The sequence below is a fragment of the Pantoea sp. R13S299 genome, from assembly GCF_048515925.1.
GTDB lineage: Bacteria > Pseudomonadota > Gammaproteobacteria > Enterobacterales > Enterobacteriaceae > Pantoea.
Map to the genome: position 1 here is coordinate 1,079,611 of NZ_JBLYEF010000001.1, position 24,985 is coordinate 1,104,595.

Consider the following 24,985-nt stretch of genomic DNA (forward strand, 5'->3'; position numbering starts at 1 on the left):
TACGGTTTACGCCGTCACTGACTCCGTATTCCCTGACCGGCGCGTCACCAGCTTGCGCAGGGCAACATAGAACACCGGCGTCAGGAACAGGCCGAACAGCGTCACGCCGAGCATACCGGAGAAGACGGTAATACCGGTCACGCCGCGCACTTCTGCACCCGCGCCTTCACCCAGAATCAGCGGTATCGTACCGGCGATAAAGGCGATGGAGGTCATCACAATCGGACGCAGACGCAGGCGACACGCTTCCAGCGCCGCTTCCACGATCCCTTTGCCCTGAATCTCCAGCTCACGGGCGAACTCGACGATAAGAATCGCGTTCTTACAGGCCAGTCCCATCAGCACCACCAGTCCGACCTGCACGAAGACGTTGTTGTCACCGCCGGTCAGCCAGACGCCAAACAGCGCAGAGAGCATCGTCATCGGTACAATCAGGATCACCGCCAGCGGCAGCGTCCAGCTCTCATACAGCGCCGCCAGCACCAGGAACGCCAGCAGGACCGCCATTGGGAAGACAATCAGCGCGGTATTACCCTGGGTTGACTGCTGGTAACTCAGATCCGTCCACTCGATGTTCATGCCGTTCGGCAACAGCTGACCGGACATCGCTTCCAGCTGGCTCATCGCCTGCGCCGAAGAGAGCACGCGCGGGTCGGCATCGCCAATCAAATCCGCTGCCGGATAGCCGTTATAGCGAATCACGGGGTCGGGACCATAGGTGGTGGTGATGTTCACCATGCTGCCAATCGGCACCATCTCACCGCGATCGTTACGGGTGCGCAGGTTAGCAATATCTTCGACGCTGTCGCGGAAATCCCCATCCGCCTGCGCCATTACCCGCCAGGTGCGGCCGAAACGGTTGAAGTCATTTACATACGACGAGCCAAGATAGGTCTGCAGCGTACTGAACAGCGCGGTCAGCGACACGCCCTGTGCCTTGGCTTTATCCCGGTCAACCTTCACATCAAGCTGCGGAACGTTGGCCTGATAGGAGGAGATAGGGAAGTGCATGCCTGGCGTCTGCATGATGCTGCCCGACAGGGTATTAATCGCCGTCTGCAGGGCACCATAGCCCAGACCCGCCCGGTCCTGCACATAGAGCGAATAGCCCGAGCCCTGACCCAGCCCCAGAATCGGCGGTGGCATAATCGAGAAGCCAAAGCCCTGCTGGATTTGCGAGATCTTCGCATTGATCTCGGCGTTGATCTCCGCCGCAGTATGTTTGCGCTCATTAAACGGCTTCAGACCAAAGAACACTGTGCCGCTGTTCGGCGTATTGGTGAACTGCAGCGCATTCAGGCCGGGGAACGCCACCGCATAGGCGACGCCTTCGGTCTGCATACCGATTTCGCTCATCCTGCGAATCACTTCATCGGTGCGCGCCAGTGACGAGCCTTCCGGCATCTTCACGCCGCCAATCAGGTAGAGCTTATCCTGAGTCGGGATAAACCCGCCTGGTACGGTATGGAACATAAATCCGGCACCGGCCAGCAACAGCAGATAGACACCAAACACCGCGCCACGGCGACGCAGTGTGCGGCCAACCATGGACTCGTAGCCATGCGCACTGCGCTGGAAGAAGCGGTTAAACGGACGGAACAGCCAGCCAAACAGCGCATCAATGATCCGCGTCAGCCGGTCTTTCGGCGCGTCATGTCCTTTCAGCAGCATCGCCGCCAGGGCAGGCGAGAGCGTCAGCGAGTTAATCGCCGAGATCACCGTGGAGATCGCGATGGTGGTAGCGAACTGCTTGTAGAATTGCCCGGTGACGCCGGAAAGAAACGCCATCGGCACAAACACCGCACACAGAACCAGCGCGATGGCGATGATCGGCCCGGAGACCTCTCGCATCGCCTGATGCGCTGCGGCACGCGGCGACAGTCCCATCTCAATGTTACGTTCGACGTTCTCCACTACCACAATGGCGTCATCCACTACGATACCGATCGCCAGCACCAGCCCGAACAGGCTCAGGGTGTTCAGCGAGAAGCCGAGCAGATAAAGCACGCTAAAAGTACCAACGATTGAAACCGGCACCGCCAGCAACGGAATGATCGAGGCGCGCCAGGTCTGCAGAAACAGAATCACAACCAGCACCACCAGGATCACCGCTTCCAGCAGGGTCTGAACCACCGCTTTGATCGAGTCGCGAACAAACACCGTCGGGTCGTAAGGTGCGGCCCATTTAACATCGTTGGGGAAGCGGGTTGCCAGCTCATCCATTTTGGCGCGAACCGCATTGGAGAGATCGATGGCGTTGGCGCCAGGTGCCTGGAAGATACCGATACCAACCGCATCTTTGTTATTGAGCTGCGAGCGCAGTGCATAGCTGCCTGAACCCATCTCAATACGCGCCACATCACGCAGCCGCACCAGCGAACCATCTTCTGAGGTTTTCAGGATGATATCGCCGAACTCCTGCTCGCTCTCCAGTCGTCCCTGGGTGTTGATCGACAGCAGGAAGTCGCTCTGCTTCTTCAGCGGCTCAGCACCCAGCTGACCGGCAGAGACCTGCACGTTCTGCTCCTGCATCGCCGTCACCACGTCAGAGGCGGTCAGGCCACGCGCCGCCACTTTGTTGGGATCAAGCCAGACGCGCATCGCATATTCACCCGCGCCGAAAATCTGAATCTGACCGACGCCCGGCAGACGAGCCAGCTCATCTTTCACCTTCAGCGTGGCGTAGTTACGCAGGTAGAGCGAATCGTAGGTATTGTTCGGTGAGAACATGTGGACGACCAGCGTCAGGGTCGGTGACATCTTCTGGGTGGTGACACCCAGCCGACGCACATCTTCCGGCAGACGAGCTTCCGCCTGCGCCACGCGGTTCTGCACCTGTACCTGCGCCTGATCGGGATCGGTACCTGGACGGAAGGTAACAGTAGTCACCAGCACGCCGTCCGAACCGGCCACTGATTTCATGTACATCATGTTCTCGACGCCGTTGATCGCCTCTTCCAGTGGCGTCGCCACGGAATCCGCAATCACTTTCGGGTTAGCGCCCGGATATTCAGCGCGTACCTGCACGCTGGGTGGCACCACGTCGGGATATTCACTGATCGGCAGCAGCGGGATGGAAATCACGCCAGTGACAAAAATCAGGATCGACAGCACCGCAGCAAAAATCGGCCGGTCGATAAAAAAGCGGGAAAAGTCCATAGCGGCCTCGAATTATTGAGCGGCTGCCGCACGCATGGCGACCTGCTGAGCAGTGACCGGCATGCCGGGCATAAATACTTTTTGCAGACCGGCGATGATCACCCTGTCACCGGATTGCAGACCCGACTTAACGATACGCAGGCCATCTATCATCGCGCCGGGCTGGATATCGCGCCGCTGCGCTTTGCCTTCTCCATCCACCACGTAGACATATTTGCGATCCTGGTCGGTTAATACCGCTTTATCATCAATCAGCACCGCCTCGAACTGCGCGCTGCCTGGCAGACGCACACGGGCAAACAGGCCGGGCGTGAACTGACGCTGTTGATTGTCGAGCAGGGCGCGCATCCGAATGGTGCCAGTGCTGGCGGTCAGCTGGTTATCCATGAAATCGATTTTGCCCTGATGCGGGAACCCCTGTTCGCCGACCAGCGCAATCTCTACCGGCAGCGCGTGACGCTGCTGACCCTGACGCGCCATCGCCTGATAGTTCAGGAAGGTGTTCTCATCGACATCGAAATAGACATACATCTGCTGCTGCGACACCAGCGTGGTTAGCACACTGGCGCTGTCGCCGGCAGTCACCAGGTTACCGGCGGTGATCTGTGCGCGGCTGGCGCGGCCATCAATCGGCGCGGTGACGCGGGTAAAGTCGAGATTCAGCTGCGCCATATCGACCGCGGCTTCTGCGGCCAGCACATCCGCCTGCGCCTGACTGGCGGCAGAGCGACGCTGTTCCCACGCCTCGCGGGAAATCGCCTGGGTACCAATCAGCTTCTCGCTGCGTCCCGATTCACTGCGGGCCAGACTTGCCTGACTGCGCGCACGGGCCAGTTCCGCTTTGGCCTGCTCCAGCGCCGCGCGGTAACTGCGGTCATCAATGGTAAACAGCACCTGACCTTTTTTGACCTCATCGCCTTCGCGATAGTTAACAGAGTCGATGTAGCCCGAGACGCGCGGACGCAGCTGCACGCTCTGCACCGCTTCAACCCGGCCATTGAAATTGTCCCACTGGCTGACCGGCTTGATCAGCACGGGTGCGGCACTCACTTCAGGCGGTGGTGGCGGGGCGTTTTGCGCCACACCCTTGTCGCAGCCGCTCAGTTGAGTGATGAGCAGTACCATCCCTAAGAGGGTTAAACCCTGACGAACCCGGTTCGTGATCATTTTTGTTATTCCGCGATAGATATAAACAGGCGGCCTGCAGGCCAATATTTGCAACTTTTAAGATTGCAATTAATCGCAGTGAGTGTAGGCTTGCGTGGCTGGCAACTGCAAGAATAACAGATACACTTTATGTGCGGTTTGGGGCGGGGCGATGAAGACCTGAACAAATCAGTAAAAACCCCACAAATAGTGCGGCATTTAATGTACTAATAAAACTTGCATTAAATGGCATAGTCAGCCACCCTTAAGTGTAACTGCAACTGATACTAATACTTTTCGCCACGGCGACAGGAGAGACTGGAATGATGAGTGACGCCTTTATTCACGATTTAATCGACTGGATTGATAACAACATCGAAGCACGCCTGGATCTGGACACCGTTTCAGAGCGCGCGGGTTACTCCAAGTGGCACCTGCAGCGCATGTTTAAAGAGCACACCGGCTATCCACTGGGTGAATATATCCGCGTTAAGAAGCTGAAGAAATCAGCCGATCGCCTGACCACCACCGATGAGCCGATTCTGAATGTGGCGATCTCGTTAGGTTTCGACTCCCAGCAGTCCTTTAATCGCAGCTTCAAACGTCAGTATGGTGTCGCGCCGGGTGCATGGCGTCGTCACAGCGGGGAATCGCACGCCGCATAACCTCGCCAGGGCCAGCTTGTCTGGCCCGCGCTTTTCTCTCTGCGCAAAACTGGTATCATCTGCGTCCTGTTGTCTCGGATGCCATCATGTCAAAAAAACTCTGGATTGGACTTTTCCTCGTCCTCGCGGTCTGCTTCTACGGCCTGAAACCCTGGCTGAACACCGTTTCAGCTCCTGCTCAGGCGGATATCGCCACCCTGACCGATGCCCATACCGTGGCGCGCTGGGTCCTGCAGCATCAGCAATTGCCGGACTACTACGTCACCAAAAGTGATGCGCGTAAGCGTGGCTGGAATCCGGCCAAAGGCAACCTGTGCGACGTGCTGCCTGGCAAAGCCATCGGCGGCGATCGTTTTACCAACCGTGAAAAGCGTCTGCCATCGCGTGCAGGCCGTCAGTGGTATGAGGCGGATGTGAATTATCGCTGTGGTCATCGCGACGCCGACCGCCTGGTCTACTCCTCTGACGGGCTGGTATTTCTCTCCACCGATCACTACCGCAGCTTCAGACAGGTGCCCTGATCATGCTTAATCTGACCTTTGATCTGCGCCAGCTCACCACGCGCGCGGCCTTTTACCAGCAGTTTGCTGAGCAGAGCGGCTGCCCGCAGAGTTTCGGACATAATCTGGATGCGTTATGGGACTGGCTGACGGGCGGAATGGCGCTGCCTGCCACGATGTGGCTGCAGCACTATGCTGCGCATGAGGCGGATTTAGCGCCGGTGCTGGCGCTGCTGGAAGAGGCGGCGCAGTCGCTGGAGGGCGAACTGCGCCTGATTATCGATTAAGCGCGCAGTGGCTTAAGCAGCGCAACCAGCGCTTCGCGGGCCGCCAGCGGCAGATCGCCGCCGCCGGTGTAACCATTGTTCTCAATGATCACCTGATTCAGACCCACCAGCCAGTCGTAGATATAGTAGGCCGTGTGGTTAGCCGGCGCCGCAGAGAGTTTAGTCAGACGCTGACCGGCACTGAAGCTGACGCTGGGTGCCGGAGGGCGTGAAAAAATCACCTGACCCCGGTTAACGCGGCTGGGCGGACGTTCGGATTCAGGACGCTGTAAAAAGCCGAGCCAGGCCACAAAATCCCCCAGCACTGTCATCGCGCGCGTCACCTGACGATCGGCGCGGGATTCATGGCTGACGCTCTGCGTATCCGGCTCATGCAGCGCCTGCTGCAGTTTCTGCGCGATATCGGTGCGGAAACCGGCCGTGATCAGCTCCTCAACCAGCCACTCCATCGTCGCCTTGTCCACGTTCAGCAACGCCAGCAGGCTGCGGTTTTCCGGCAGCTGACGCAGATGATCCAGCCACAGCAGCAGCACCTGACGCGGGAACTGCTGGGCGCTCTGCAGGCTCTGACGCGGCTGAACCGGTGCTTCAGCCGGGCTCTCACTGAACAGGTCAAATTCAAACCCGATGCCGAACTGATTTTCCGGTGCCTGAATATTGGCCGGTTTGCTGCCCTGCAGGGCCGACTGATTAAGCCACAGCTGGCGCAGCGCTTCCCGCGGCGGCTGCAGACGTTCCAGCAACTCGCCATGCAGGCCGGTGCGATGCTGTAAACACTTCAGCAGCGTATCGGCGATGTTCTGTTTGCGTGCCGCCTGTTCCGGGCTGGCACCTGCTTCGGTCCAGGGCAGCAGACGGCGCTCCACCACGGTGTGCTGAATCTGCGCCAGCTGAGCCAGCAGCATGTCGCGGCGGGCTTCCGGCTGCATCTCTTCCAGCAACCAGCTTGCCATGCGGTCAACGCCCGCGCGATCCAGCGCCAGCATCGATCCCCAGTGCTGACCGGGTTGTCCCATCTGACGCTGCACCGCTTCATCCACGTTGACCTGCTGATGGCGGGCATCGAACGGGGTAATCGCCCAGATCAGGCGCGGTTTCTCAGCCGATTCCTGAGCGGGCTGCTGACGCTGCCATTCGCGCAGCGTTTCACTGGCGAGGTCAGCATCCTGACGGTGGCTGGCTGCGGTGCAGACCAGCAGCAGATCAATCGCCTGACGCGCGGCATAAAAGCCGGGCAGCAGGGCGCGTTTCTGTTCCAGCAGCTGCGCACGCAGCGGATCCTGCTGCTGCAGGCGCTGACGATCTTCCTGAGTCGCCCCGTCGGCGGACTGGCCCGGCGCGGGCAGCTCCAGCATATCGGCGTCATCATAGAGCGCGGTGCGTGGTGTGGAGCTCAGCGGCACCAGTACTTCCAGCGTCACCAGCGCCAGTAATCCCAGCGGCACGTTCTGCGCCTTGCCGATGCGGTTGCCGTTCAGCGGGCAGACTTCGACCAGCTGCTGCAGATCCTGCTCACTGGCTGGCACAATCAGCTGCTCGGCTGGCAGCAGTGACGCGTCGGTCAGCAGGCTCAGCGGGGCAAGCACGCGGGTGCTGTTACGCAGCTGGTGACGCAGATGCAGCAGGCTGCGCAGCATCTCATTCAGTTCGGGCTGACCCGACCACAGCAGTGAAAAGAGCTGCACCCGGTCGTCAACGCTGAGCCAGGGCGCCAGTTCAACCGCCTGTGGCCAGAAGTGACGATCGAGCCGCACATCGTGGTGCGGACGGCGGCGACTCCAGGACCAGAGTGTGACCAGCGCATCACCTTCCAGACCGGCCAGCGGCGTGGCAAGGCGATGACGCTGCAGGCGCTGCAGTGCGCTGTCGATCTGCGTGGTGTCGGGCGTGGTCGCGCCGGCACAGGCGATCATCAGCCGCACGATCTCCGCTTCGCTCAGCAGCGCCAGTTCAACCGGCCACTCGCCTGACAGCGGTTCGCGCTGATGGCTGAAGCGGGTCGCGGTAGCAAAATCGAGGTTGCCGGGATTGATATGCTGGAACCAGCTCAGCTGTTTGTCGCCCATGCGGGTCACTAACTGACCCTGGGCATCGGCCACCATTTCGTTCAGCAGCCAGGCTTTGCCCGCCTGCGACTGACCAAACAGCGCCAGCGTCACCGGCCGCGCCACCTGCTGCGCCAGTGCCTGAGCCTGCACGCGCGCCTGACGCAGTTGCAGCGTCAGGGTTTCGGCTTCCAGCGCCAGACGCGGCGACTGCTCGCGCGTGGTTTCAATCCACGTCAGGCTGTTATTCAGGGCGTCCTGCAACAGGCTGAGGCGTTTTGCCAGCGTTTGTGGCTGACGGGGTTTCAGAGCTTTCATCGTTTACACACGCTCCCGCTGTCAATCCAGTATTGCGCATTGGCATTGCCGGTCGCCGACAGGGTATTCAGCTTAAGACTTAACTGCTCCAGTGGCACACGGGTGCCATCATCCAGGCGCGCATCGCTCAGCACCAGGGTTTCCGGGCCAGCCGCATCAGGGCCCGCTTTCACGGCCAGGCGGATGCGCAGCACGCTCTCACCGGCCACTTTACGCGCCAGCGTGGCGTCGTTCAGCGTCAGGCTGTAGAGCGGCGAGGCAGGCCAGCGTTCGTTATCGAGTTGACGGAAGCCGAGACAGACGTTGCCGCGAATACGGAAACTGCCTTTCTTATCCAGTGCATAGCCAGGATTGTCGAGGTCAATTTCGCTGTAACAGAGGTTCTCGTCTGTCAGCGCCTGGTTTTCATCGAGCACGCCAAGGTAGCGAATTGTCGAGTAGGGTTCAAAATCGCCCGCGCGGAACCAGAAGCTGCTGAGGCGCAGATCCAGCGCCAGCAGGCAGAGCATCGCGCCGACCGCCGCCGTGGATTTTGGGTTGTCGATGCGGCCATGCTTGTTAAACGGATACCAGTCGCTGGTGTGATAGCCTTCCAGCGACAGAATCCGGCTGCCCGGCAGTGGTTGCAGATGGCGCACCAGCGCCTGAATGCCAGGGAAGCGCGAAGGACGCCCGGTCAGCAGCAGCACGTCACACTGATAGAGCGACACCACTTCACACATTGAGCGCAGCGCCGGAATGATCGCCATGCGGTGCTGCATAAATTCGCCATGCAGCTGTGCCAGACTGACGACCAGCGGCACCTGCAGCAGGTCAAAGCGGCTGTTGCCGCCCAGTTCACGCTGAATCTCGCCATTAACAAACGCCAGCACCGCCTCGCCAGGTGGCTGATCGACCAGCTCGCCAAACAGGGCATTGATTTCTGCGTGGCTCTCCAGCGGATCCCAGTTTTCGTATCGCTCCAGCACCGCCTGCGCCAGCGGAATAAACAGCTGTAAGGTGACCTGCTGACGCAGTGTCGCCTGACCGTCCATGCGGCTGTCATGACCAAACAGCTTGTTCATCAACGGTTCTGCCAGTGTCAGACCCGCTTTCTGCAGATGCTGCTGCAGCGCCGGTAAAATCCACAGCTGAATCACATCCAGCAGGATGTCGTCGCCCGCCACTTTAAAGCCTTCGCGGAACAGCAGGCGCGGGGTGATTTTGACGTTGTTGCCCTGACCATCATCCAGACGATACTGGGTGATGGCGAGGTCGGTTGTGCCGCCGCCGATATCAATCGAGGCGATACGCAGGCTCTTGCCTGGCAGTTCGTCAGCCTCGCGCGGGCGATCCGGACGCGCCATGCTGCTGAAAAAGTCTTCGGCGCGACCGGCAAAGTTGACCTGGGTTTCATTGAACAGCCAGACCATCTGACCACAGGTTGCTTCATCCCACTCCATCTGCACATCCGGCAGCGGTTTCGGGTTCTGGCGCGGCAGCGAAGGTGACAGGTCATCTTCGTCCGCCAGCCAGCCTTCCGCTTTCCAGACCAGCGCCAGCGCTTCCTGCATCCGGCGGCGGAAAATTTCACGCTCCGGTTTCGGCATCGCTGACGGCAGCGTCAGGATCACATGGCGCAGCTGACGCGGCGCGTGGCTCTGCGGCATCCGCTGACGCTGTGCCGCACTGTTCATCTGCATCAGCGCCTGAGCCAGCAGCTCACACAGCATAAAGGTCATCAGTGAACTGCGGCTGTAGTGCGGTGAAAAAACCGGCAGACGATCGTCCGGTGCCAGCGTAGAGAGCGGCTGGCCTTCGTCGTTCAGCAGGGTGGTAAAGGGCGCGGCATAGGCCAGTGGTTCAGCCTGATCGCCGGGCGTATTAAAGCGCCAGCCTGGCTGATAACGCGCCTCATCCCACAGATAACGGCGCGGGCTGGAGAGGCCGGTGCTGCCTTCCAGTCCCACTCGCTGCAGGGCCAGACGGCTCGCTTCGCGTCCGACGCGCGTCAGAGAGGGCCACATAAAGGCCTGCTCACGACCGCTTTCCAGCGAGAAGTTCGCTTTGCCAAAACGGGTCTCGGCAAATTCCAGGCGGCTGTCAAACAGCTCGTTGTAAACCTGATGCGGCTCAGAGAGATCGCGCAGCTGCAGCTCATAGGTCTGCTTCAGGCCGTTGCTCTCTTCCGGATGATCTTCCACCAGCACGCCGCAGGTGTGGGAGTTGCCGACATCCAGAATGATATCGACGTTGACCGCCGGGGTCTGTAGCGTGGCGGCCTGAATGTAGATCTCGCTGAGGTCGAGCTGTTCGCCCAGCAGCTCCAGCAGATTGAGGTAGTGCGCCTGATACTCAAATTCGCGCAGCGCCTGATTAATCGCCTGTTCGCGGCGATCGGAAACACGATCGGTAAAGGATTCGCGCAGCCAGCCGTCAACCCAGGTCAGGTCCAGAAACTCACCCAGCTCGTAGTTGTGCCAGGCGAGCGCAAAGGTCACGCCATTCTGCGCATCGGCAGCGCTCAGGCCGAGCTGTTCGCCGCCATCCTGTTCCGCCACGCAGCGGGTATCGAAGGCCAGGCTGACGCGATGAGTATTGCCCGCCGCATCGGGCGCGGGCAGGGCAACCAGACGCATCCGCGCCCAGTTTTCAGGGCCGCCGATAAAACGACGTCCGCTGGCACAGCGCAGCATCGGTAATGGCAGCCAGCAGGCTGACAGCAGGGTCAGTGAGTCCGCCAGGGCGATATCGGACTCCGGGCGCACCACTTCCGCTCCGCCACCATCTTCCGGGTAGAGCAGGAACTTACCGCTGTTGCCATCGACCTTAAGGCGCAGCAGCGGGCCGTTGGCGGTCTGGCGCACAAACTGTCGGCGCGCCGGGGTATCTGAGAGTTGCAGGCCAAAATCCAGAAACTGCACACCGCTGTTTTCAATCAGCGAAATTTTTTGTTTGTCATCGATCAGGGGAGCCAGCATCGTTATTTACTCTCACGCTTAATCGTCATCGGGAAGACCCGGTCATCAGCATACTGTGCTTCACACACTGCGGCGCCCATACTCGCATGGCAGACCAGCAGTGGCATACGGTAGCGCGAATTGTTCTGGCATTTCGCCGTGTAGCGGCTCTCAATCACCAGGTTACCGGCACTGGTCATGGCGGCGCTGACATCGGCTTTACAGGTGGTATTACCCTGGGCGACCTGCACGGTGCCTTTGCCATTTTTAAACTGGAAGCGCATCACCGGCGGCTTACCGGTTGGCGTCTGCATCTGGTCGATAGTGACACGCCAGCGGCCATCAATCACCTGCACCTGGCCTTCGCGGACGGCGTCCGGCGTGACGATCAGGTCATCGGCTTTCGCCGGAACCGGCGGGGTCACCACACTGGCAAGGGTAGCAGATGAAGCGGCAGGTGCGGCTTCGGTCGTGCCAGCGCTGTCTGGTTTCTGTGGCAGCGACTCAGGTTGTTTCTCAGCGGTTGCTGTCTCAGCAGGTGTCGTAGCAGACGGCGCAGCAGAAGGTGTCGCCGCAACCGGTGCCTGCGTCGCAGCGGGCGCTGGGATTGATACCGGCGCTGGAGTGGTTACCGGTTTCGTTGTCGCAACCGGAGTGACCACAGGTTCCGGTTTATGCAACAGCACGGCCACCGTTACGGCAGCGGCAATCGCCACAGGCGGCAACAGATACCAGACGCGGAAACGGCGGCGAGCCGCCACCGGCGTGACCGGCTGAGGTTCAGCGGGTTCCGCAACCGGCAGGGGTTCAGCAACCGCTTCGGGTTCAGGTTTTAGTTCAGGCTCAGGTTCAGCGACAACGACCGGCTCAGCGACTACCGGTGCGGCAGGCAGCTCAGGCAGCGGTTCAACCAGCGTAACTGGCAGGTTCTCTTCCAGGGTGTCACGCAGGCAGGCCAGCGCGTCATCGCGACTGCGCGCCTGGGCATCGACAAAGCCCCAGAAGGTGATGACCGGTTTGCCATCAACCAGATAGACATACTGCTGGTCGGGGAATTGCAGGGTTTTGCTCAGCAGAGCACCAAACAGGCGCATCGACGGGTTCTCCGCCGCGCGCGCGCGCGTACTGAGTTCCTGCATATCCTGCTGACAGGCGGTGAGCTGTTGCAGCGCCGCACGACGTTCATGATCGCTGGCGCCCAGCCAGGATTTCACCCGACCGCTAATAGGGGAATACCAGTCGAGGCGATCGCCCCGTTCATTAGCCTGGGGAATCGCCAGGCAATCTGCCAGTGCGCCCTGACGGCGCAGGCGCAGGGTTTCACGAATTTGCAGTGCTGAGGCGTAGACCGGCTGGCCATTTTCACCTAACGCCAGAACTGCATCTAAATTACCGCTGCGCAGAATAGTTTTTGCCACCTGTTGGGCCCTTATCGGTCGTTGTCTGAGGCAGAAAATCGCGTGTTATCGACGATTAGGTTGATTTTACGCGGGGCAATGACAAATCAAACGGCAGAAAAGGAGGTAAATCCAGTGTTTTTTTCACTGGCGGGTGGAAAAATAACCGATATTTCAGCAGGTATCACGCAATCAGGCGGTTTTACGCACCAGCAGCAGGTGAGCAATAACGCCGCCCACCAGTCCCCAGAAAGCAGGACCAATACCCAATAGAGAAACGCCCGACGCGGTGATCAAAAATGTGATCAGTGCACTGTCGCGTTCTGCAGGTACATCCAGTGCGCGATGCAGACTGCCACCCAGCGTAGCAAGCAGTGCCAGACCCGCCAGCGCCTCGATCAGCACCGCAGGCAGCGCACTGAACAGCACGGCAATCAGCGTACCGGATGCGCCCGCCAGCAGGTAGAACACCCCGGCCAGCACCGCCGCACGCCAGCGTTGTTGAGGTTCAGGATCGACCTCATCGCTCATGCAAATCGCCGCCGTAATGGCCGCCACGCAGACCGAAAAGCCCCCAAACGGCGACAGCAGCAGGGCAGTGAATCCGGTCCAGCCCATCAGTGACGAAACCGGTGGACGGTAGCCGTGCGCCTGCAACGTCGCGATGCCGGGAGCATTCTGCGACGCCATCGTCACCAGGAAATAGGGCACGCCGATCCCTAATAGCGTAGTCAGGGTAAAGTGCGGCATCACCGGCTCCGGCAGCACCAGCATAATCGACTGTGGCGGAAAGTGAATGGCGTGCTGCGCCAGCGCGACCATGATACCCACCAGCAGCGTCACCAGAATGGCATAGCGGGCCAGCCAGCGACGGGCCAGCAGCCAGGCCAGGCACATGCCGCCGCACAGCACAAAGTTGCTCTGCAAATCGGCAAAGGTCTGAAGCCCGAAGCGCAGCAGAATACCCGCCAGCATAGCCGCCGCCAGTGAGGCGGGAATGTGGTTCATCAGCCGGGCAAACAGGCCGGTCACGCCGCACACAACAATCAGCAGATTGGCGAAAACAAAGACGCCCACCGCCTCATTCAGCGAAACGCCGTGAAAACTGGTGGCCAGCAGCGCGGCACCCGGCGTGGACCAGGCGGCCAGTACCGGCATGCGGTAGCGTAATGACAGACCCAGCGAGACGATCCCCTGCGCGAGACCCAGCACCGACAGCCAGCCGCCAATCTGCGCAGGTGTGGCGCCAGCCGCCTGAAACATCTGATAGATAATCGCGCCGCTGCTGCTGTAGCCCACCAGCACGGCAACGAAGCCGGAGACCAGCATCGGCAGTGTAAAACGGGACGGTTCTGCTCTCGTCATGATCGGACTCTCAGTGAGATTGTGCGTTATAGCGCACATGGTCGCATGATGCGCTATAACGCACAAGTGTTACACTACCGCCATAATGTCCCTCATCTGGACTGGAATTCAGGAGAAAAAATGGCGGATTTTCAGCAACACCTGAGCGGCGCGCTCAGACAGTTGCGTCAGGCCAATGGCTGGAGCCTGACGCTGACGGCGGAGCGAACCGGCGTCAGTAAAGCGATGCTGGGGCAAATCGAGCGCGGCGAATCGAGTCCCACCGTGGCGACGCTGTGGAAGATTGCCACCGGTTTCAACGTTCCCTTTTCCTTTTTTATCGACGGCAGCGCGCTGCCTGCCGGCACAGCTTCAGGGTTCAGTCAGCCGAATGCCGAAATGTCGGTAAGGTCGCTGCTGCCTTACGATCCGCAACTGCGTTTTGATCTGCTGGCGGTGGAGCTGGCAGCCGGCGCACAGAGTCACTCATCGCCGCATGAAGCGGGCTGCGTGGAGCAGGTAGTGGTGATTGAGGGCGAACTGCTGCTGGGTGTCGGTGATCTCTGGCGACGTCTGCTCACCGGAGAAGCGTTTCAGTTCAGGGCCGACGTGCTGCACAGCTACCGTAACCCGCTCAGCACGCCGCTGCGCTTCCACAGCCTGATTCACTACCTGCAACGCCCGGACGTTACAAATTGATACCGGAGCAAACTACACAGTTTACCTTCGTATCTTTATACTTTCGCTTATCGATGGAGACGAGTAATGAGCGATCTGACTGAATCTGCTGCCATGCTGCGGATGCTGGTGGGCAAACTGGGCCGCCGGTTACGCGAGTCGGCACCGCCTGGCGAACTCACCTGGTCGCAGGTTGCGGTGCTGGGGCATCTGGTGCGCGACGGGTCGATGACGGTAACGCAACTGGCGGCTGCCGAAGGCGTACGCACCCAGTCAATGGGCGCGACCGTCGCCGGGCTGGTGGCGGCAGAGCTGGTGACGGGCGAGCCTGATCCCCATGATGGCCGGAAAACCCGCTATCGGCCCACTGAATCCAGCCTCGCGGTGATTAACTCAAGTCGCGCGATGCGCGATGACTGGCTGGTCCGGACGCTGGAAGTACAGCTCAGCCCGGCTGAACAGCAGAAGCTGACAGACGTTCTCCCTCTGTTGCAACGACTCACTGACGATTAAACCCGAGGATTCAACATGGCTGTAACCACACTTGATGCAAAAACTGCGCTGATTGTTATCGACCTGCAACACGGTATTGTCGCGCTGCCGCTGGTTCATGAACCGCAGCCGGTGATCGAACGCTGTGCCGGTCTGGCTGAGGCGTTTCGCGCGCACGATCTGCCGGTGGTGCTGGTGAACGTGGCGGGTGGCGCGCCGGGCCGTAACGAGCAGGCGCGTCACAGCGGCGAACTCCCTGCCGACTGGGCGACGCTGGTTCCTGCGATGACCCCACAGCAGAATGATCTCACCATCACCAAGAAAACCTGGGGTGCGTTTCATGCCACTGCGCTGCACGAGGAGCTGCAACAGCGCGGCGTTACTCAGGTGGTAATCTGCGGTATCGCGACCAGCATCGGCGTGGAATCGACTGCGCGTCAGGCATATGAGCTGGGTTACAACGTCACGCTGGCGACGGATGCGATGACCGATCTCAATATGGACACCCATAACAACAGCGTGAAATTGATCTTCCCGCGTCTGGGTGAAACCGGCAGCTGTGAAGATATTGTGGCGCAGTTAAAAACGCGCGCCTGATTCGTGTTTAGGTTCGGGCTACCATAACGGTGGCCCGGATGATTTCAGCGAAAGGTGTAACCCAGCGTTAAACCGAGGCTGTAGTTGCGGCCCGGCGCAGAGCTAAAGAACCACGGCGAAATGCCATAAAACAGCTAAGTTCATCACAAAGCGCAGTTGCGTGAGCCGAAAATAAAGCGGCATTCAGCACGTTCATAACAGGGGCTTACGGGCGCTTTAAGAACGGCTTTGAATTTGGAAATTATCTATCCTTTGAATTTTCAATCACATCTATACCCGCTGAGTTGATGCGGGTTAATTGCGCGTTGACCTGCCATTCAGAGACAAACACATCGAATGACATCTCAGTATTTATCAGCCCCTTTTCCCATAAATATAACAGATGCGCATCAAGCACTGTTTCGCCGCCCAGCTCTTTGGCCAGTTGTTTATAACCCTCTTCATTAAGCATGAATGGATAAACTTCCTGAAGCTTATACAGAATGGTTTTAATGTGATGTTTTGATAACTCCATATCGTAAACCTTTTACTGTGTAAGATGCTTATTGCACCAGTAATAGTTATAAATCAGGCTAACCATTATAGGGGTTTAATTAGTCGCTCAAACGCTCAGGTTATGCACCTTAAAATTGCTGAGGTGAATGGAGATCGGGCTGATTCGCATTCAGATTCGGGCCACCAGAACGGTGGCCCGGATGAGTTTAGCGGAAAGCGTAACCCAGCGTTAACCCCACGCTGTAGTTGCGGCCTGGTGCAGATTCAAAGTAGCGACCATTACTCTCATTCACGATCACTGAACCCACGTAGTGCCGGTCAAAGAGGTTATCGACCCGGCCGAACAGATCCAGCGTCCAGTTCTCAACCAGCCACTTATAGCCACTGTTAACCGCCGCCACGGTGTAGGACGGGGTATTCACCGCATTCTGATCTTCAGCGGCGATCTGGCTCAGATAGCGCACTTCACTGCCTGCATAAAAGCCCTGTTCCGGCAGATAGCCGAGTCCGGCGTAAGCCATGTTACGGGCGATGCCAGGGATGCGGTTGCCGTCACAGCTCTCGCTGCCACAGGCGTTGCTGCGATAGCGCGCATCCAGCAGCGTGTAGGCCATCTTCAGCCGCCAGTCCCAGGCAAACTGCTGATCCAGACTTAACTCCAGACCGCGACGGCGGGTCTGACCGGCATTTTTATAGGTGGTGCGGCCGCCGCTGCTGGCATCCGCGACAATCTCATCGCGGGTATCGGTCTGGAACAGCGCCGCGCTGATCATGCCGTTACCAATGCGTTTTTTGCTGCCGATCTCCAGCGTGTCGCTGGTGGCCGGTTTCAGCCCCAGATTCAGGCCCGTCGCGCCATCCGAGCGGTATGAAAGCTCATTAATGGTCGGGGTTTCGAAGCCGCGACCGGCGGAGATCCACGCGTTCCAGCTGGGGTCAAAGGCATACTTCAGCGCGGCAGCAGGCAGCCACTTGTGATAGCGCGCATCGCCGCTGTCGTCGCCGTTACCGGGCCGGACATAAAAGTCATTCGAGTCGAAGTTAACGGTGCTGAAGCGCACGCCTGCATCCAGCGACAGCTTATCGGTCAGCTGCCAGGCGGTCTGCAGATAGGGATCGAGCGTCCACATCAGATTGCGTTCGTTGCGGCGCAGATTGCCCTGTTCGCCCAATTGCGTCACACCGTTGCTGACCGTGAAGTTCTCATAACCCTTGCGGCGCTCGGTCATGGTTTCGTAGTCAAGGCCACCGGTCACCGCTACCGGAATCGACAGCAGCGTGTCGCGATGCGTCCAGCGGGTATCGACGCCCTGATAGTGGCGGGTCAGGGCGATCACGCCACCGGGATGTGCCGGGTTGCGCTGAACAGCGGCGGGAATCGACTGGAACTGAGTGGTTTCGCGCATCCCGGCGTAGAGCATCACGCTGAGATCATCATTTTCACTCATCTGGCGCTGATAACGCAGGCCGCCCTGAGTCTGATCCACGGTTTTACGGGTGTTGTAGAGCGGAACGTTGCTGACGACCTGGCGCGGATTGTCACGCCATTGCGCCTCGGTCAAGCCGCCGGGATCCTGCGCGTCGATGTGAACGCTGTTAAACAGCAGCGTCAGGGTGCTGACATCATCGATCCGCACGCCAAGCCGCGCATTGCCGAGGTTCTTCTGAGCTTCGCTGTGATCGCGATAGCCGTGAGTGGTAAAGCGGGAGGCGGAGATGGTGTAGTTCACATCCCCGGCATGGCTGCCGTCACCGGTGGCACCGCTGGCTTTGACGCTGTTGCGCCAGCTGCCGTAACTGCCGTACCAGCTGCTGGCTTCCAGCGTGGTCGGTTGCTGACCCTGCTGGGTCGTCACGTTGATCACGCCACCTGAGGCGTTGCCATACAGCGCTGAAAACGGGCCGCGCAGCACCTCGACATGATCGATCGAGCCGATATCAATATTGGAGGTCTGCGCCTGACCATCCGGCATGGTGGCCGGAATCCCATCCACGTAGATACGCAGACCGCGCACGCCGTAGGTTGAGCGGGAGCCGAAGCCGCGCATCGACAGCTGCAGGTCCTGTGCGTAATTCTGTCTGTTCTGGATCTGCAGACCCGGCACGCTGCTGAGGTTTTCCGACAGGTTAACGCGCGGTGCTGCCTGACGCATGTCGTCGCCGCTGACAACACTCAGGGCGGCAGGCGTATCGAGTTCATTAAGGCCCGTTTCCGGCGGGGCGGCCGTGACGACCAGGGTATTGTCATTATCCGCCGCCAGTAGCGGCAGCGGTAAAAGTGCAGGCAACATCAGCAGCGTCGCCTGACGCAGAGAGATTATTTTCATTATCAGAGGCCTGAAAAAAGAAGCGTAAATGAACCAGGTGGAACAATTGCCGCGTATGGTAAGGGTTTGATGCGCCGGGGTACACCGTTTCGGGGTGGATTTTTTCTCTGTTTACCGCCAGGCTGGAATCCATCTTTTGCAGTGACAAGGCATCCGATATTGTCGGATGCAGACTAAAAACTTACGGGAGTCAGCATGAAACAACCTGAAGTGGCGGTTCTGGGATTAGGCGCAATGGGGCACGCATTTGCCGCCAACCTGCTGAAAAAAGGCTTTCGCGTACACGGCTGGAACCGCACCCGCGCGCGCGGCGAGGATCTGCTGGAGGCCGGATTGCAGCTGGCTGACTCGCCGGAAGAGGCGGTGCGTCAGGCGGATGTGGTGATCGCCATGCTCTCCGATGGCGACACCACAGAGCAGGTGCTGCATCAGGCGAAAGAAGCCTTTAAGCAGGGCGCGACGCTCTGCCAGATGGGCACCATCGGCGTGGAAAAAACCGATGCGCTGATCGCCTTTTTCGCAGAAAAGCGTCCCGATATGCTGCTGATCGACGCACCGGTTTCCGGCACTAAAGCGCCAGCAGAAAATGCACAGATTCTGGTGCTGGCCAGCGGCGACCAGAGCCGGGCGCAGGCGGCAGAGGCGGTATTTGCCGCCATCAGTAAAGGAACAAAATGGCTGGGTGAGGCAGGCAAAAGCACCCGCATGAAACTGGTCATCAACAGCTGGCTGATCGGCATGATGCAGAGCCTGGCGGAGAGTACCCGGCTGGCAGAGCAGTTCGGCTTTTCCACCGACGATCTCTGGCAGGTGCTGGAGGGCGGTCCGCTGGCCGCGCCCTATGCAAAAATGAAGCTCGGAATGATCGCCAGCGACGACTACACGCCGCAGATGCATCTGATCTGGGCGCTGAAAGATGCCCGCCTGGCGCTGGATGCAGCAGAAACGCCACTGCCGGCGCTGGAGAACATCGCGCAGCTCTGGCAGCAGGCGGTGGACGCCGGACTCGGTGAAGAGGATCTGGCGGTCATCTACCGCTATCTGAAGGCGCAATGAGTCAGCAACATTTTGACTTCAGCACGCGCCCGCTGGTGCCACTGGCGCACGACTACCTGCACGGTGCCAGCGAACCCTGGCATCATCACGCCTGCGCGCAGCTGATCCACACGCTGAGCGGCGTAGTGCGGGTCGAGACGGAGTTCGGTAGCTGGATTGTGCCGCCGAGTCGCGGCGTCTGGCTGCCCGCGTTTACCCGCCATGCGCTGCAGATTACCGGCACCGTCGCGGCGCGTACGCTGTTTATCGATCCGCTGGCGCGCGCCGATCTGCCCGCCAGTTGTCAGGTGGTGCAGATCTCGCCGCTGCTGCGCGAGCTGATTGTCACGGCGCTGAGCCTGCCGGAGCAGTACAGCGCCCGGAGCCGGGCCGAGCGGGTGATGGAGTTGATTCTGGATGAGATTCGGGGCATGGATGTGCTGCCGTTTGCGCTGCCGACGCCCGACAGCCCGCGGTTACAGTCGCTGTGCGAGCAGATCCAGCAGACGCCCGGTGAAAGCTGGACGCTCGAGCGTGCCAGCGCTCAGATGAATGTCTCGGGCCGCACGCTGGCCCGTCATTTCATGCGCGAAACCGGCCTGCAGTTCAGCGACTGGGTGCGACGTGCCCGTCTGGCAATCGCCCTGACGCGGCTGGCGCAGGGCGACTCCGTGTTGCGGGTGGCGCTGGAGCTGGGCTATGAAAGCCCCAGCGCGTTTAGTGCGATGTTTCGTCGTCTACTGGGCGTTGCGCCCACTGACTACTTTCCGCCGGCAGAAACTGGCCTGCCGCGCTGAGCAGCGCCTGCAATGCGGCTCGGGCCGTATCGTTGTCGATACTCACTCCCCAGGCCCGTACACCCCGGGCATCCACGCAGCTGATATAGGCCACAGAACGGCTGTCGCTGCGCCGTCCCAGCGTATGCTCATGATAGTCCTCAATGGTCAGCTGCAGGTCAAACGCGCTGCGCAGGGCATTCACCGCCGCCGACAACCAGCCGTTGCCGCTGCCGGTCAGTGTCAGTGAGCGGTCCTGAACCACGACGCTGGCGCTGATCTGCGTCTGCCCTCCGCTGTCACTCTGACTGTCAGCCCGCTGCAATGCCACCGCAGGCTGCGTCACGCCATACTGGCGGCAGAAGAGCTGCCACAGCGCGTAGTGCGTCATCTCGCCACCGTGACGGTCCGTCTCCTGCTGAACACAGCGGCTGAAATCCTGCTGCAGCGCACGCGGCATTTGCAACCCGTGATTCTGCTCCAGCAGCCAGGCGGCACCGCTTTTTCCTGACTGACTGTTCACGCGGATCACCGCCTCATAGCTGCAGCCAATGTCGGCCGGATCCAGCGGCAGGTAGGGCATCTGCCACTCTTTCTCCTGCTGTTCGGCGCGGATGGCGAATCCTTTTTTAATCGCATCCTGATGAGAGCCGGAGAAGGCGGTGAAGACCAGCTCGCCCGCATAAGGATGACGCGGATGAACTGGCAGCTGGTTACAGCGGGTCACCACCTCAATCACCTCATGCATCTGGCTGAAATCGAGCTGCGGCGAAACGCCCTGGGTGTAGAGATTCAGCGCCAGCGTTATCAAATCGACATTGCCGGTGCGTTCGCCGTTGCCAAACAGGCATCCCTCTACCCGGTCAGCGCCCGCCAGCAGCGCCAGTTCGGCACAGGCGACGCCGGTGCCGCGATCGTTGTGCGGATGTACGCTGATGCAGACGGCGTCGCGGCGGCTGAAGTGGCGGCAGAAAAACTCAATCTGATCGGCATAGACGTTGGGGGTATTCACCTCCACCGTGGCGGGCAGGTTAATGATCATTGGCCGCTGTGCGTCTGGCTGCCAGACATCGGCCACCGCCTCGCAGATCTCCAGCACAAACTCCGGCTCGGTAAAGCAGAAGGTCTCAGGCGAATATTCAAAGGTCCATTGAGTCTCCGGCTGCGCCTCGCATTCCGCGCGGATCTGCCGTGCGCCCGCCGTCGCCAGCGCCACGATTTCCGCTTTGCTCTGTTTAAACACCCGCTCGCGAAACAGCGGCGCGGTGGCGTTGTAGAGATGCACGATGGCACGCGGCACACCCTGTAATGACACAAACGTGCGGGCAATCAGATCCTCGCGTGCCTGAGTCAGCACCTGTAACGTCACCTCCTCCGGGATGCGCTGCTGCTCAATCAGGTCACGCACGAAGTCGAAATCCGTCTGCGACGCCGAGGGAAAGGCGACCTCAATCTCGCGAAACCCGCAGCGCAGCAGCAGATCCCAGAAGGCCATCTTCCGCTCCCGATCCATCGGTTCAGCCAGCGCCTGATTGCCGTCACGTAAATCAGTAGAGAGCCAGCGCGGGGCCTGGGTGAGCTGGCGCGAAGGCCACTGGCGATCGGGCAGGGAGACGACCGGGGAGGGACGATATTTATCAGAAGGTTGGGTCAGCATAGGATTCTCCTTGTGTTTTTTACCAGTCTGCCGACACGCCCTGCGGGCCGCGCGCGCAATGCTGACAACCTGACGCGCAAAAGTGACAACACGCTGCGTGCACCTGTTTGATGAATCCGCCAGGTGGGGTTAGCATGGTCGCCTGTTTATCTGGGTGGACGCTTATGCTGATTTTTGACGGTCACAACGATCTATTGCTTAACCTCTGGCTGCATCATCGCGATGCGCCTGCGCAGGCGTTTTATCAGGGGATTGAACGGGGCCATCTCGACTTTCCGCGCATTCAGCAGGGTGAAATGGGCGGCGGGCTGTTTGCGATCTTTGTGCCGCCGCAGGCGTACATCGCCAGCACCGTTCCGGCACTCGCTGGGGAGCCGTATCAGCCGCTGGAGATCATGTGGCAACAGCTCGATATCCTGCAGCAACTGGCTGAAGCGTCCGGCGGACGGGCGCGACTCTGCCGCAGCAGTGACGACATTGCCGCCTGCCGCGCCGACGGCGTGCTGGCGATGGTGGCCCACATCGAAGGGGCCGATGCGCTGGATGAGGAGGGCGAGCAGCTGCACGCCTTCTGGCAGGCGGGTGTACGCAGCATCGGGCCATTCTGGAACCTGCGCAGTCGCTTTGGTGAAGGCGTCAGCGGCAGTTTTCCTGGCTCGCCGGATACCGGGCCGGGGCTGACCGCTGCCGGTGAAAGACTGATTCAGCAGGCGGGTGAGATGAAGATGATGATCGACGTGTCGCACATGAATACGAAGACGTTTTGGGAGACCGCTCGTCTCTCCAGTGCGCCGCTGGTCGCCAGCCACTCTAACGCGCACGCCCTCTGTCCGCAGCCGCGCAATCTGACCGATGATCAACTTGAGGCGATCCGCGACAGCGGCGGTCTGGTCGGCATCAATTTCGGCAATGCGTTTCTGCGCGCCGACGGTAAACGCGACGCTGACACGCCTTTAACAGAAATTGTTAAGCATTGTGATCATCTGATGAAGATAATGGGCAGCGACCATGTAGCCTTTGGCTCCGATTTCGATGGGATTACTCCTCCGGCAGCGCTGGGCGATGTCAGCGGAATGCCGCGATTGCTCGCCGCTTTTCAGGAAGCGGGCTATGATCAGACACTGACAGAGAAACTGGCATGGGGAAACTGGCAGCGGGTTTTACAACTGACCGGGCTGTGATAACAATTTCCTTACGTTCCGGACTTGATCCCGACGCGCCATTGGCGCAACATCTGCCTGGAAATTGTGACGGCGGTCTCATTCATTGCCGGTCACGCTGATTTCAGGCAGCTCATTTACTGTTAACCAAGAGGAAGTAACTCATGTGGAAAAAACCAACTTTCGTTGATATGCGTCTCGGTCTGGAAGTGACTCTTTACATCTCCAACCGTTAATCGTACTGCCCGCCCTCTGAGCGGGCATTTTTTTTCAACTTCTGGTTTTCCTCTATGTTTATCAAAATCCTCGGTTCAGCCGCGGGTGGCGGGTTTCCGCAGTGGAACTGTAACTGCGCCAACTGCCACGGCGTGCGTAATGGCACGATCCAGGCTCAGGCACGCACGCAATCGTCGATTATCCTTAGCGATAATGGCAAAAACTGGGTGTTATGCAACGCCTCACCCGACATCAGCCAGCAGATCCTGCATACGCCCGAACTGACCCGCCAGGGCGTCTTGCGCGGCACGGCGATCGGGGGGATTATCCTCACCGATAGCCAGATCGATCACACCACCGGGCTGCTGAGCCTGCGGGAAGGCTGTCCGCATCAGGTGTGGTGTACGCCGGAAGTGCATGCCGACCTCAGCACCGGCTTCCCGATCTTCCCGATGCTCACCCACTGGAACGGCGGCTTACAGCACCGACCGATTGCGCCACTGACGCCGTTCAGCGTCGATGTCTGCACCGATCTGCAGTTCACCGCGATTCCTATCATCAGTAATGCACCGCCTTACTCGCCGTATCGCGACCGGCCACTTCCTGGCCACAACGTGGCGCTGTTCATTGAGAACCGGGCGAATGGCCAGACGCTACTCTACGCACCCGGTCTGGGCGAACCGGATGCGGTGATCCTGCCATGGCTGCAAAAAGCAGATTGCCTGCTGATTGATGGCACCGTCTGGCAGGATGATGAGCTGCTCACCACCGGCGTAGGTCACAACACCGGCAAAGCCATGGGCCATCTGGCGCTGGCGGAAGAGCAGGGGCTGATGGCGCTACTGGCGTCGCTACCGGCAAAGCGCAAAATTCTGATCCACATTAACAACACCAATCCGATCCTTAACGAGCAGTCACCGCAGCGTCAGTTTCTGACTGAGCAGGGAATAGAGGTGAGCTGGGACGGGATGGCGATCCACCTTCAGGGCTAAATCATGCAGATCACTGACACGCTGTCACCGCAGGCTTTTGAACAGGCCCTGCGCGACAAAGGCGCTTACTACCATATCCATCACCCGTATCACATCGCGATGCATAACGGTCAGGCCACGCGCGAGCAGATTCAGGGCTGGGTGGCGAACCGCTTCTATTACCAGACCACCATTCCACTGAAAGATGCGGCGATCATGGCGAATTGCCCCGATCCGGCCACCCGACGTAAATGGGTGCAGCGCATCCTCGACCACGACGGCAGCAACGGCGAAGAGGGCGGCATTGAGGCCTGGCTGCGGCTGGGCGAGGCGGTCGGGCTGACGCGCGAAGAATTATTGTCAGAGCAGCATGTGCTGCCGGGCGTGCGCTTTGCGGTCGATGCTTACATTAACTTCGCCCGCCGCGCTAACTGGCAGGAGGCGGCCTGCAGCTCACTGACCGAGTTGTTCGCCCCGCAGATCCACCAGTCACGGCTCGACAGCTGGCCGCAGCACTATCCGTGGATCAAAGAAGAGGGCTATTTCTACTTCCGCAGCCGCCTGGGTCAGGCGAACCGCGATGTGGAACATGGTCTGGCGCTGGCGCTGGAGTATTTCACCACCGCAGAAACGCAGAACCGGATGCTGGAAATTTTGCAGTTTAAGCTCGATATTTTATGGAGCATGCTGGACGCCATGACCATGGCTTACGAGCTGAAACGTCCGCCTTATCACACCGTCACCGACAAGGCGGCGTGGCACACCACCCGACTGGTATAAC

The 24,985-nt window shown here is 59.7% G+C and carries 21 protein-coding genes; 12 read left to right on the top strand and 9 right to left on the bottom strand.

Annotation, left to right across the window (positions count from 1 at the left end):
* Positions 1–6: 6 nt before the first annotated feature.
* Together oqxB and ACN1CO_RS05315 are read right to left on the bottom strand one after the other, a co-directional pair.
* The gene (gene oqxB, locus ACN1CO_RS05310) at positions 7–3,159 is read right to left on the bottom strand and encodes a multidrug efflux RND transporter permease subunit OqxB (RefSeq protein WP_419138125.1); all 3,153 of its coding nucleotides are present in this window, start codon (positions 3,157–3,159) and stop codon (positions 7–9) included.
* A gap of 12 nt (positions 3,160–3,171) precedes the next feature.
* Entirely contained in the window at positions 3,172–4,326 is a 1,155-nt protein-coding gene (locus ACN1CO_RS05315) for an efflux RND transporter periplasmic adaptor subunit (protein ID WP_419138126.1), read from the bottom strand.
* Between the two features lie 302 nt (positions 4,327–4,628).
* On the opposite strand from ACN1CO_RS05315, the gene ACN1CO_RS05320 reads away from it, so the two are divergent.
* The 3 genes from ACN1CO_RS05320 to ACN1CO_RS05330 all read left to right on the top strand — a co-directional run bounded on the left by ACN1CO_RS05320 (position 4,629) and on the right by ACN1CO_RS05330 (position 5,757).
* Positions 4,629–4,970 carry a helix-turn-helix domain-containing protein gene (locus ACN1CO_RS05320; RefSeq protein WP_003853463.1) on the top strand — a complete coding sequence of 114 codons (342 nt, stop codon included), beginning with the start codon at positions 4,629–4,631 and terminating at the stop codon, positions 4,968–4,970.
* 86 nt (positions 4,971–5,056) lie between these two features.
* Complete coding sequence (locus ACN1CO_RS05325) at positions 5,057–5,491, top strand: ribonuclease domain-containing protein (RefSeq protein WP_419138127.1); 435 nt, start codon at positions 5,057–5,059, stop codon at positions 5,489–5,491.
* A 2-nt stretch (positions 5,492–5,493) separates the two neighbouring features.
* A complete protein-coding gene (locus ACN1CO_RS05330) occupies positions 5,494–5,757 on the top strand; it encodes a barstar family protein (protein WP_150009996.1) in 264 nt (87 codons plus the stop codon).
* Here the strand turns inward: ACN1CO_RS05330 and ACN1CO_RS05335 are convergent.
* The 4 genes from ACN1CO_RS05335 to ACN1CO_RS05350 form a co-directional block, all read right to left on the bottom strand.
* Positions 5,754–8,120 (bottom strand): virulence factor SrfC family protein, encoded by a 2,367-nt coding sequence (locus tag ACN1CO_RS05335; protein WP_419138128.1) that lies wholly within the window; start codon positions 8,118–8,120, stop codon positions 5,754–5,756. The genes ACN1CO_RS05330 and ACN1CO_RS05335 overlap by 4 nt on opposite strands.
* Positions 8,117–11,080: a virulence factor SrfB gene (locus ACN1CO_RS05340; protein ID WP_419138129.1), complete on the bottom strand. Its 2,964-nt coding sequence runs from the start codon at positions 11,078–11,080 to the stop codon at positions 8,117–8,119. Before ACN1CO_RS05340 ends, ACN1CO_RS05335 begins: the two co-directional genes overlap by 4 nt.
* A gap of 2 nt (positions 11,081–11,082) precedes the next feature.
* The gene (locus tag ACN1CO_RS05345) at positions 11,083–12,477 is read right to left on the bottom strand and encodes an SrfA family protein (RefSeq protein ID WP_419138130.1); all 1,395 of its coding nucleotides are present in this window, start codon (positions 12,475–12,477) and stop codon (positions 11,083–11,085) included.
* A gap of 171 nt (positions 12,478–12,648) precedes the next feature.
* A complete protein-coding gene (locus ACN1CO_RS05350; protein WP_419138131.1) occupies positions 12,649–13,821 on the bottom strand; it encodes a benzoate/H(+) symporter BenE family transporter in 1,173 nt (390 codons plus the stop codon).
* A 120-nt stretch (positions 13,822–13,941) separates the two neighbouring features.
* Here ACN1CO_RS05350 and ACN1CO_RS05355 point away from each other — a divergent pair, with 120 nt between their 5' ends.
* The 3 genes from ACN1CO_RS05355 to ACN1CO_RS05365 all read left to right on the top strand — a co-directional run bounded on the left by ACN1CO_RS05355 (position 13,942) and on the right by ACN1CO_RS05365 (position 15,567).
* Entirely contained in the window at positions 13,942–14,499 is a 558-nt protein-coding gene (locus ACN1CO_RS05355) for a helix-turn-helix domain-containing protein (protein ID WP_090961256.1), read from the top strand.
* Positions 14,500–14,565: 66 nt separating this feature from the next.
* Positions 14,566–14,991 carry a MarR family winged helix-turn-helix transcriptional regulator gene (locus ACN1CO_RS05360; protein WP_419138132.1) on the top strand — a complete coding sequence of 142 codons (426 nt, stop codon included), beginning with the start codon at positions 14,566–14,568 and terminating at the stop codon, positions 14,989–14,991.
* 15 nt (positions 14,992–15,006) lie between these two features.
* Complete coding sequence (locus tag ACN1CO_RS05365; protein WP_419138133.1) at positions 15,007–15,567, top strand: isochorismatase family protein; 561 nt, start codon at positions 15,007–15,009, stop codon at positions 15,565–15,567.
* A gap of 241 nt (positions 15,568–15,808) precedes the next feature.
* On the opposite strand, the gene ACN1CO_RS05370 is transcribed toward ACN1CO_RS05365, so the two are convergent.
* Both ACN1CO_RS05370 and pqqU read right to left on the bottom strand, forming a co-directional pair.
* The gene (locus tag ACN1CO_RS05370; RefSeq protein ID WP_419138134.1) at positions 15,809–16,081 is read right to left on the bottom strand and encodes a hypothetical protein; all 273 of its coding nucleotides are present in this window, start codon (positions 16,079–16,081) and stop codon (positions 15,809–15,811) included.
* A 187-nt stretch (positions 16,082–16,268) separates the two neighbouring features.
* Positions 16,269–18,389, bottom strand: coding sequence for a TonB-dependent receptor PqqU (gene pqqU / locus ACN1CO_RS05375; protein WP_419138135.1), 2,121 nt, complete (start codon positions 18,387–18,389; stop codon positions 16,269–16,271).
* Positions 18,390–18,584: 195 nt separating this feature from the next.
* Here pqqU and ACN1CO_RS05380 point away from each other — a divergent pair, with 195 nt between their 5' ends.
* Positions 18,585–19,445, top strand: coding sequence for an NAD(P)-dependent oxidoreductase (locus ACN1CO_RS05380; RefSeq protein ID WP_419138136.1), 861 nt, complete (start codon positions 18,585–18,587; stop codon positions 19,443–19,445).
* Positions 19,442–20,221, top strand: a complete 780-nt coding sequence (locus tag ACN1CO_RS05385; RefSeq protein ID WP_419138137.1) for an AraC family transcriptional regulator — start codon at positions 19,442–19,444, stop codon at positions 20,219–20,221. The genes ACN1CO_RS05380 and ACN1CO_RS05385 overlap by 4 nt, the downstream gene beginning before the upstream one ends.
* On the opposite strand, the gene leuA is transcribed toward ACN1CO_RS05385, so the two are convergent.
* Positions 20,142–21,857: a 2-isopropylmalate synthase gene (leuA, locus tag ACN1CO_RS05390; protein WP_419138138.1), complete on the bottom strand. Its 1,716-nt coding sequence runs from the start codon at positions 21,855–21,857 to the stop codon at positions 20,142–20,144. The genes ACN1CO_RS05385 and leuA overlap by 80 nt on opposite strands.
* A gap of 164 nt (positions 21,858–22,021) precedes the next feature.
* On the opposite strand from leuA, the gene ACN1CO_RS05395 reads away from it, so the two are divergent.
* The 4 genes from ACN1CO_RS05395 (at position 22,022) to pqqC (ending at position 24,984) form a co-directional block, all read left to right on the top strand.
* Positions 22,022–23,038 (top strand): dipeptidase, encoded by a 1,017-nt coding sequence (locus ACN1CO_RS05395; RefSeq protein ID WP_419138139.1) that lies wholly within the window; start codon positions 22,022–22,024, stop codon positions 23,036–23,038.
* A 143-nt stretch (positions 23,039–23,181) separates the two neighbouring features.
* Entirely contained in the window at positions 23,182–23,253 is a 72-nt protein-coding gene (gene pqqA, locus ACN1CO_RS05400) for a pyrroloquinoline quinone precursor peptide PqqA (protein ID WP_010245082.1), read from the top strand.
* A gap of 54 nt (positions 23,254–23,307) precedes the next feature.
* Entirely contained in the window at positions 23,308–24,225 is a 918-nt protein-coding gene (gene pqqB, locus ACN1CO_RS05405; RefSeq protein WP_419138140.1) for a pyrroloquinoline quinone biosynthesis protein PqqB, read from the top strand.
* Between the two features lie 3 nt (positions 24,226–24,228).
* Entirely contained in the window at positions 24,229–24,984 is a 756-nt protein-coding gene (pqqC, locus tag ACN1CO_RS05410) for a pyrroloquinoline-quinone synthase PqqC (RefSeq protein WP_010245074.1), read from the top strand.
* Position 24,985: the final 1 nt, after the last annotated feature.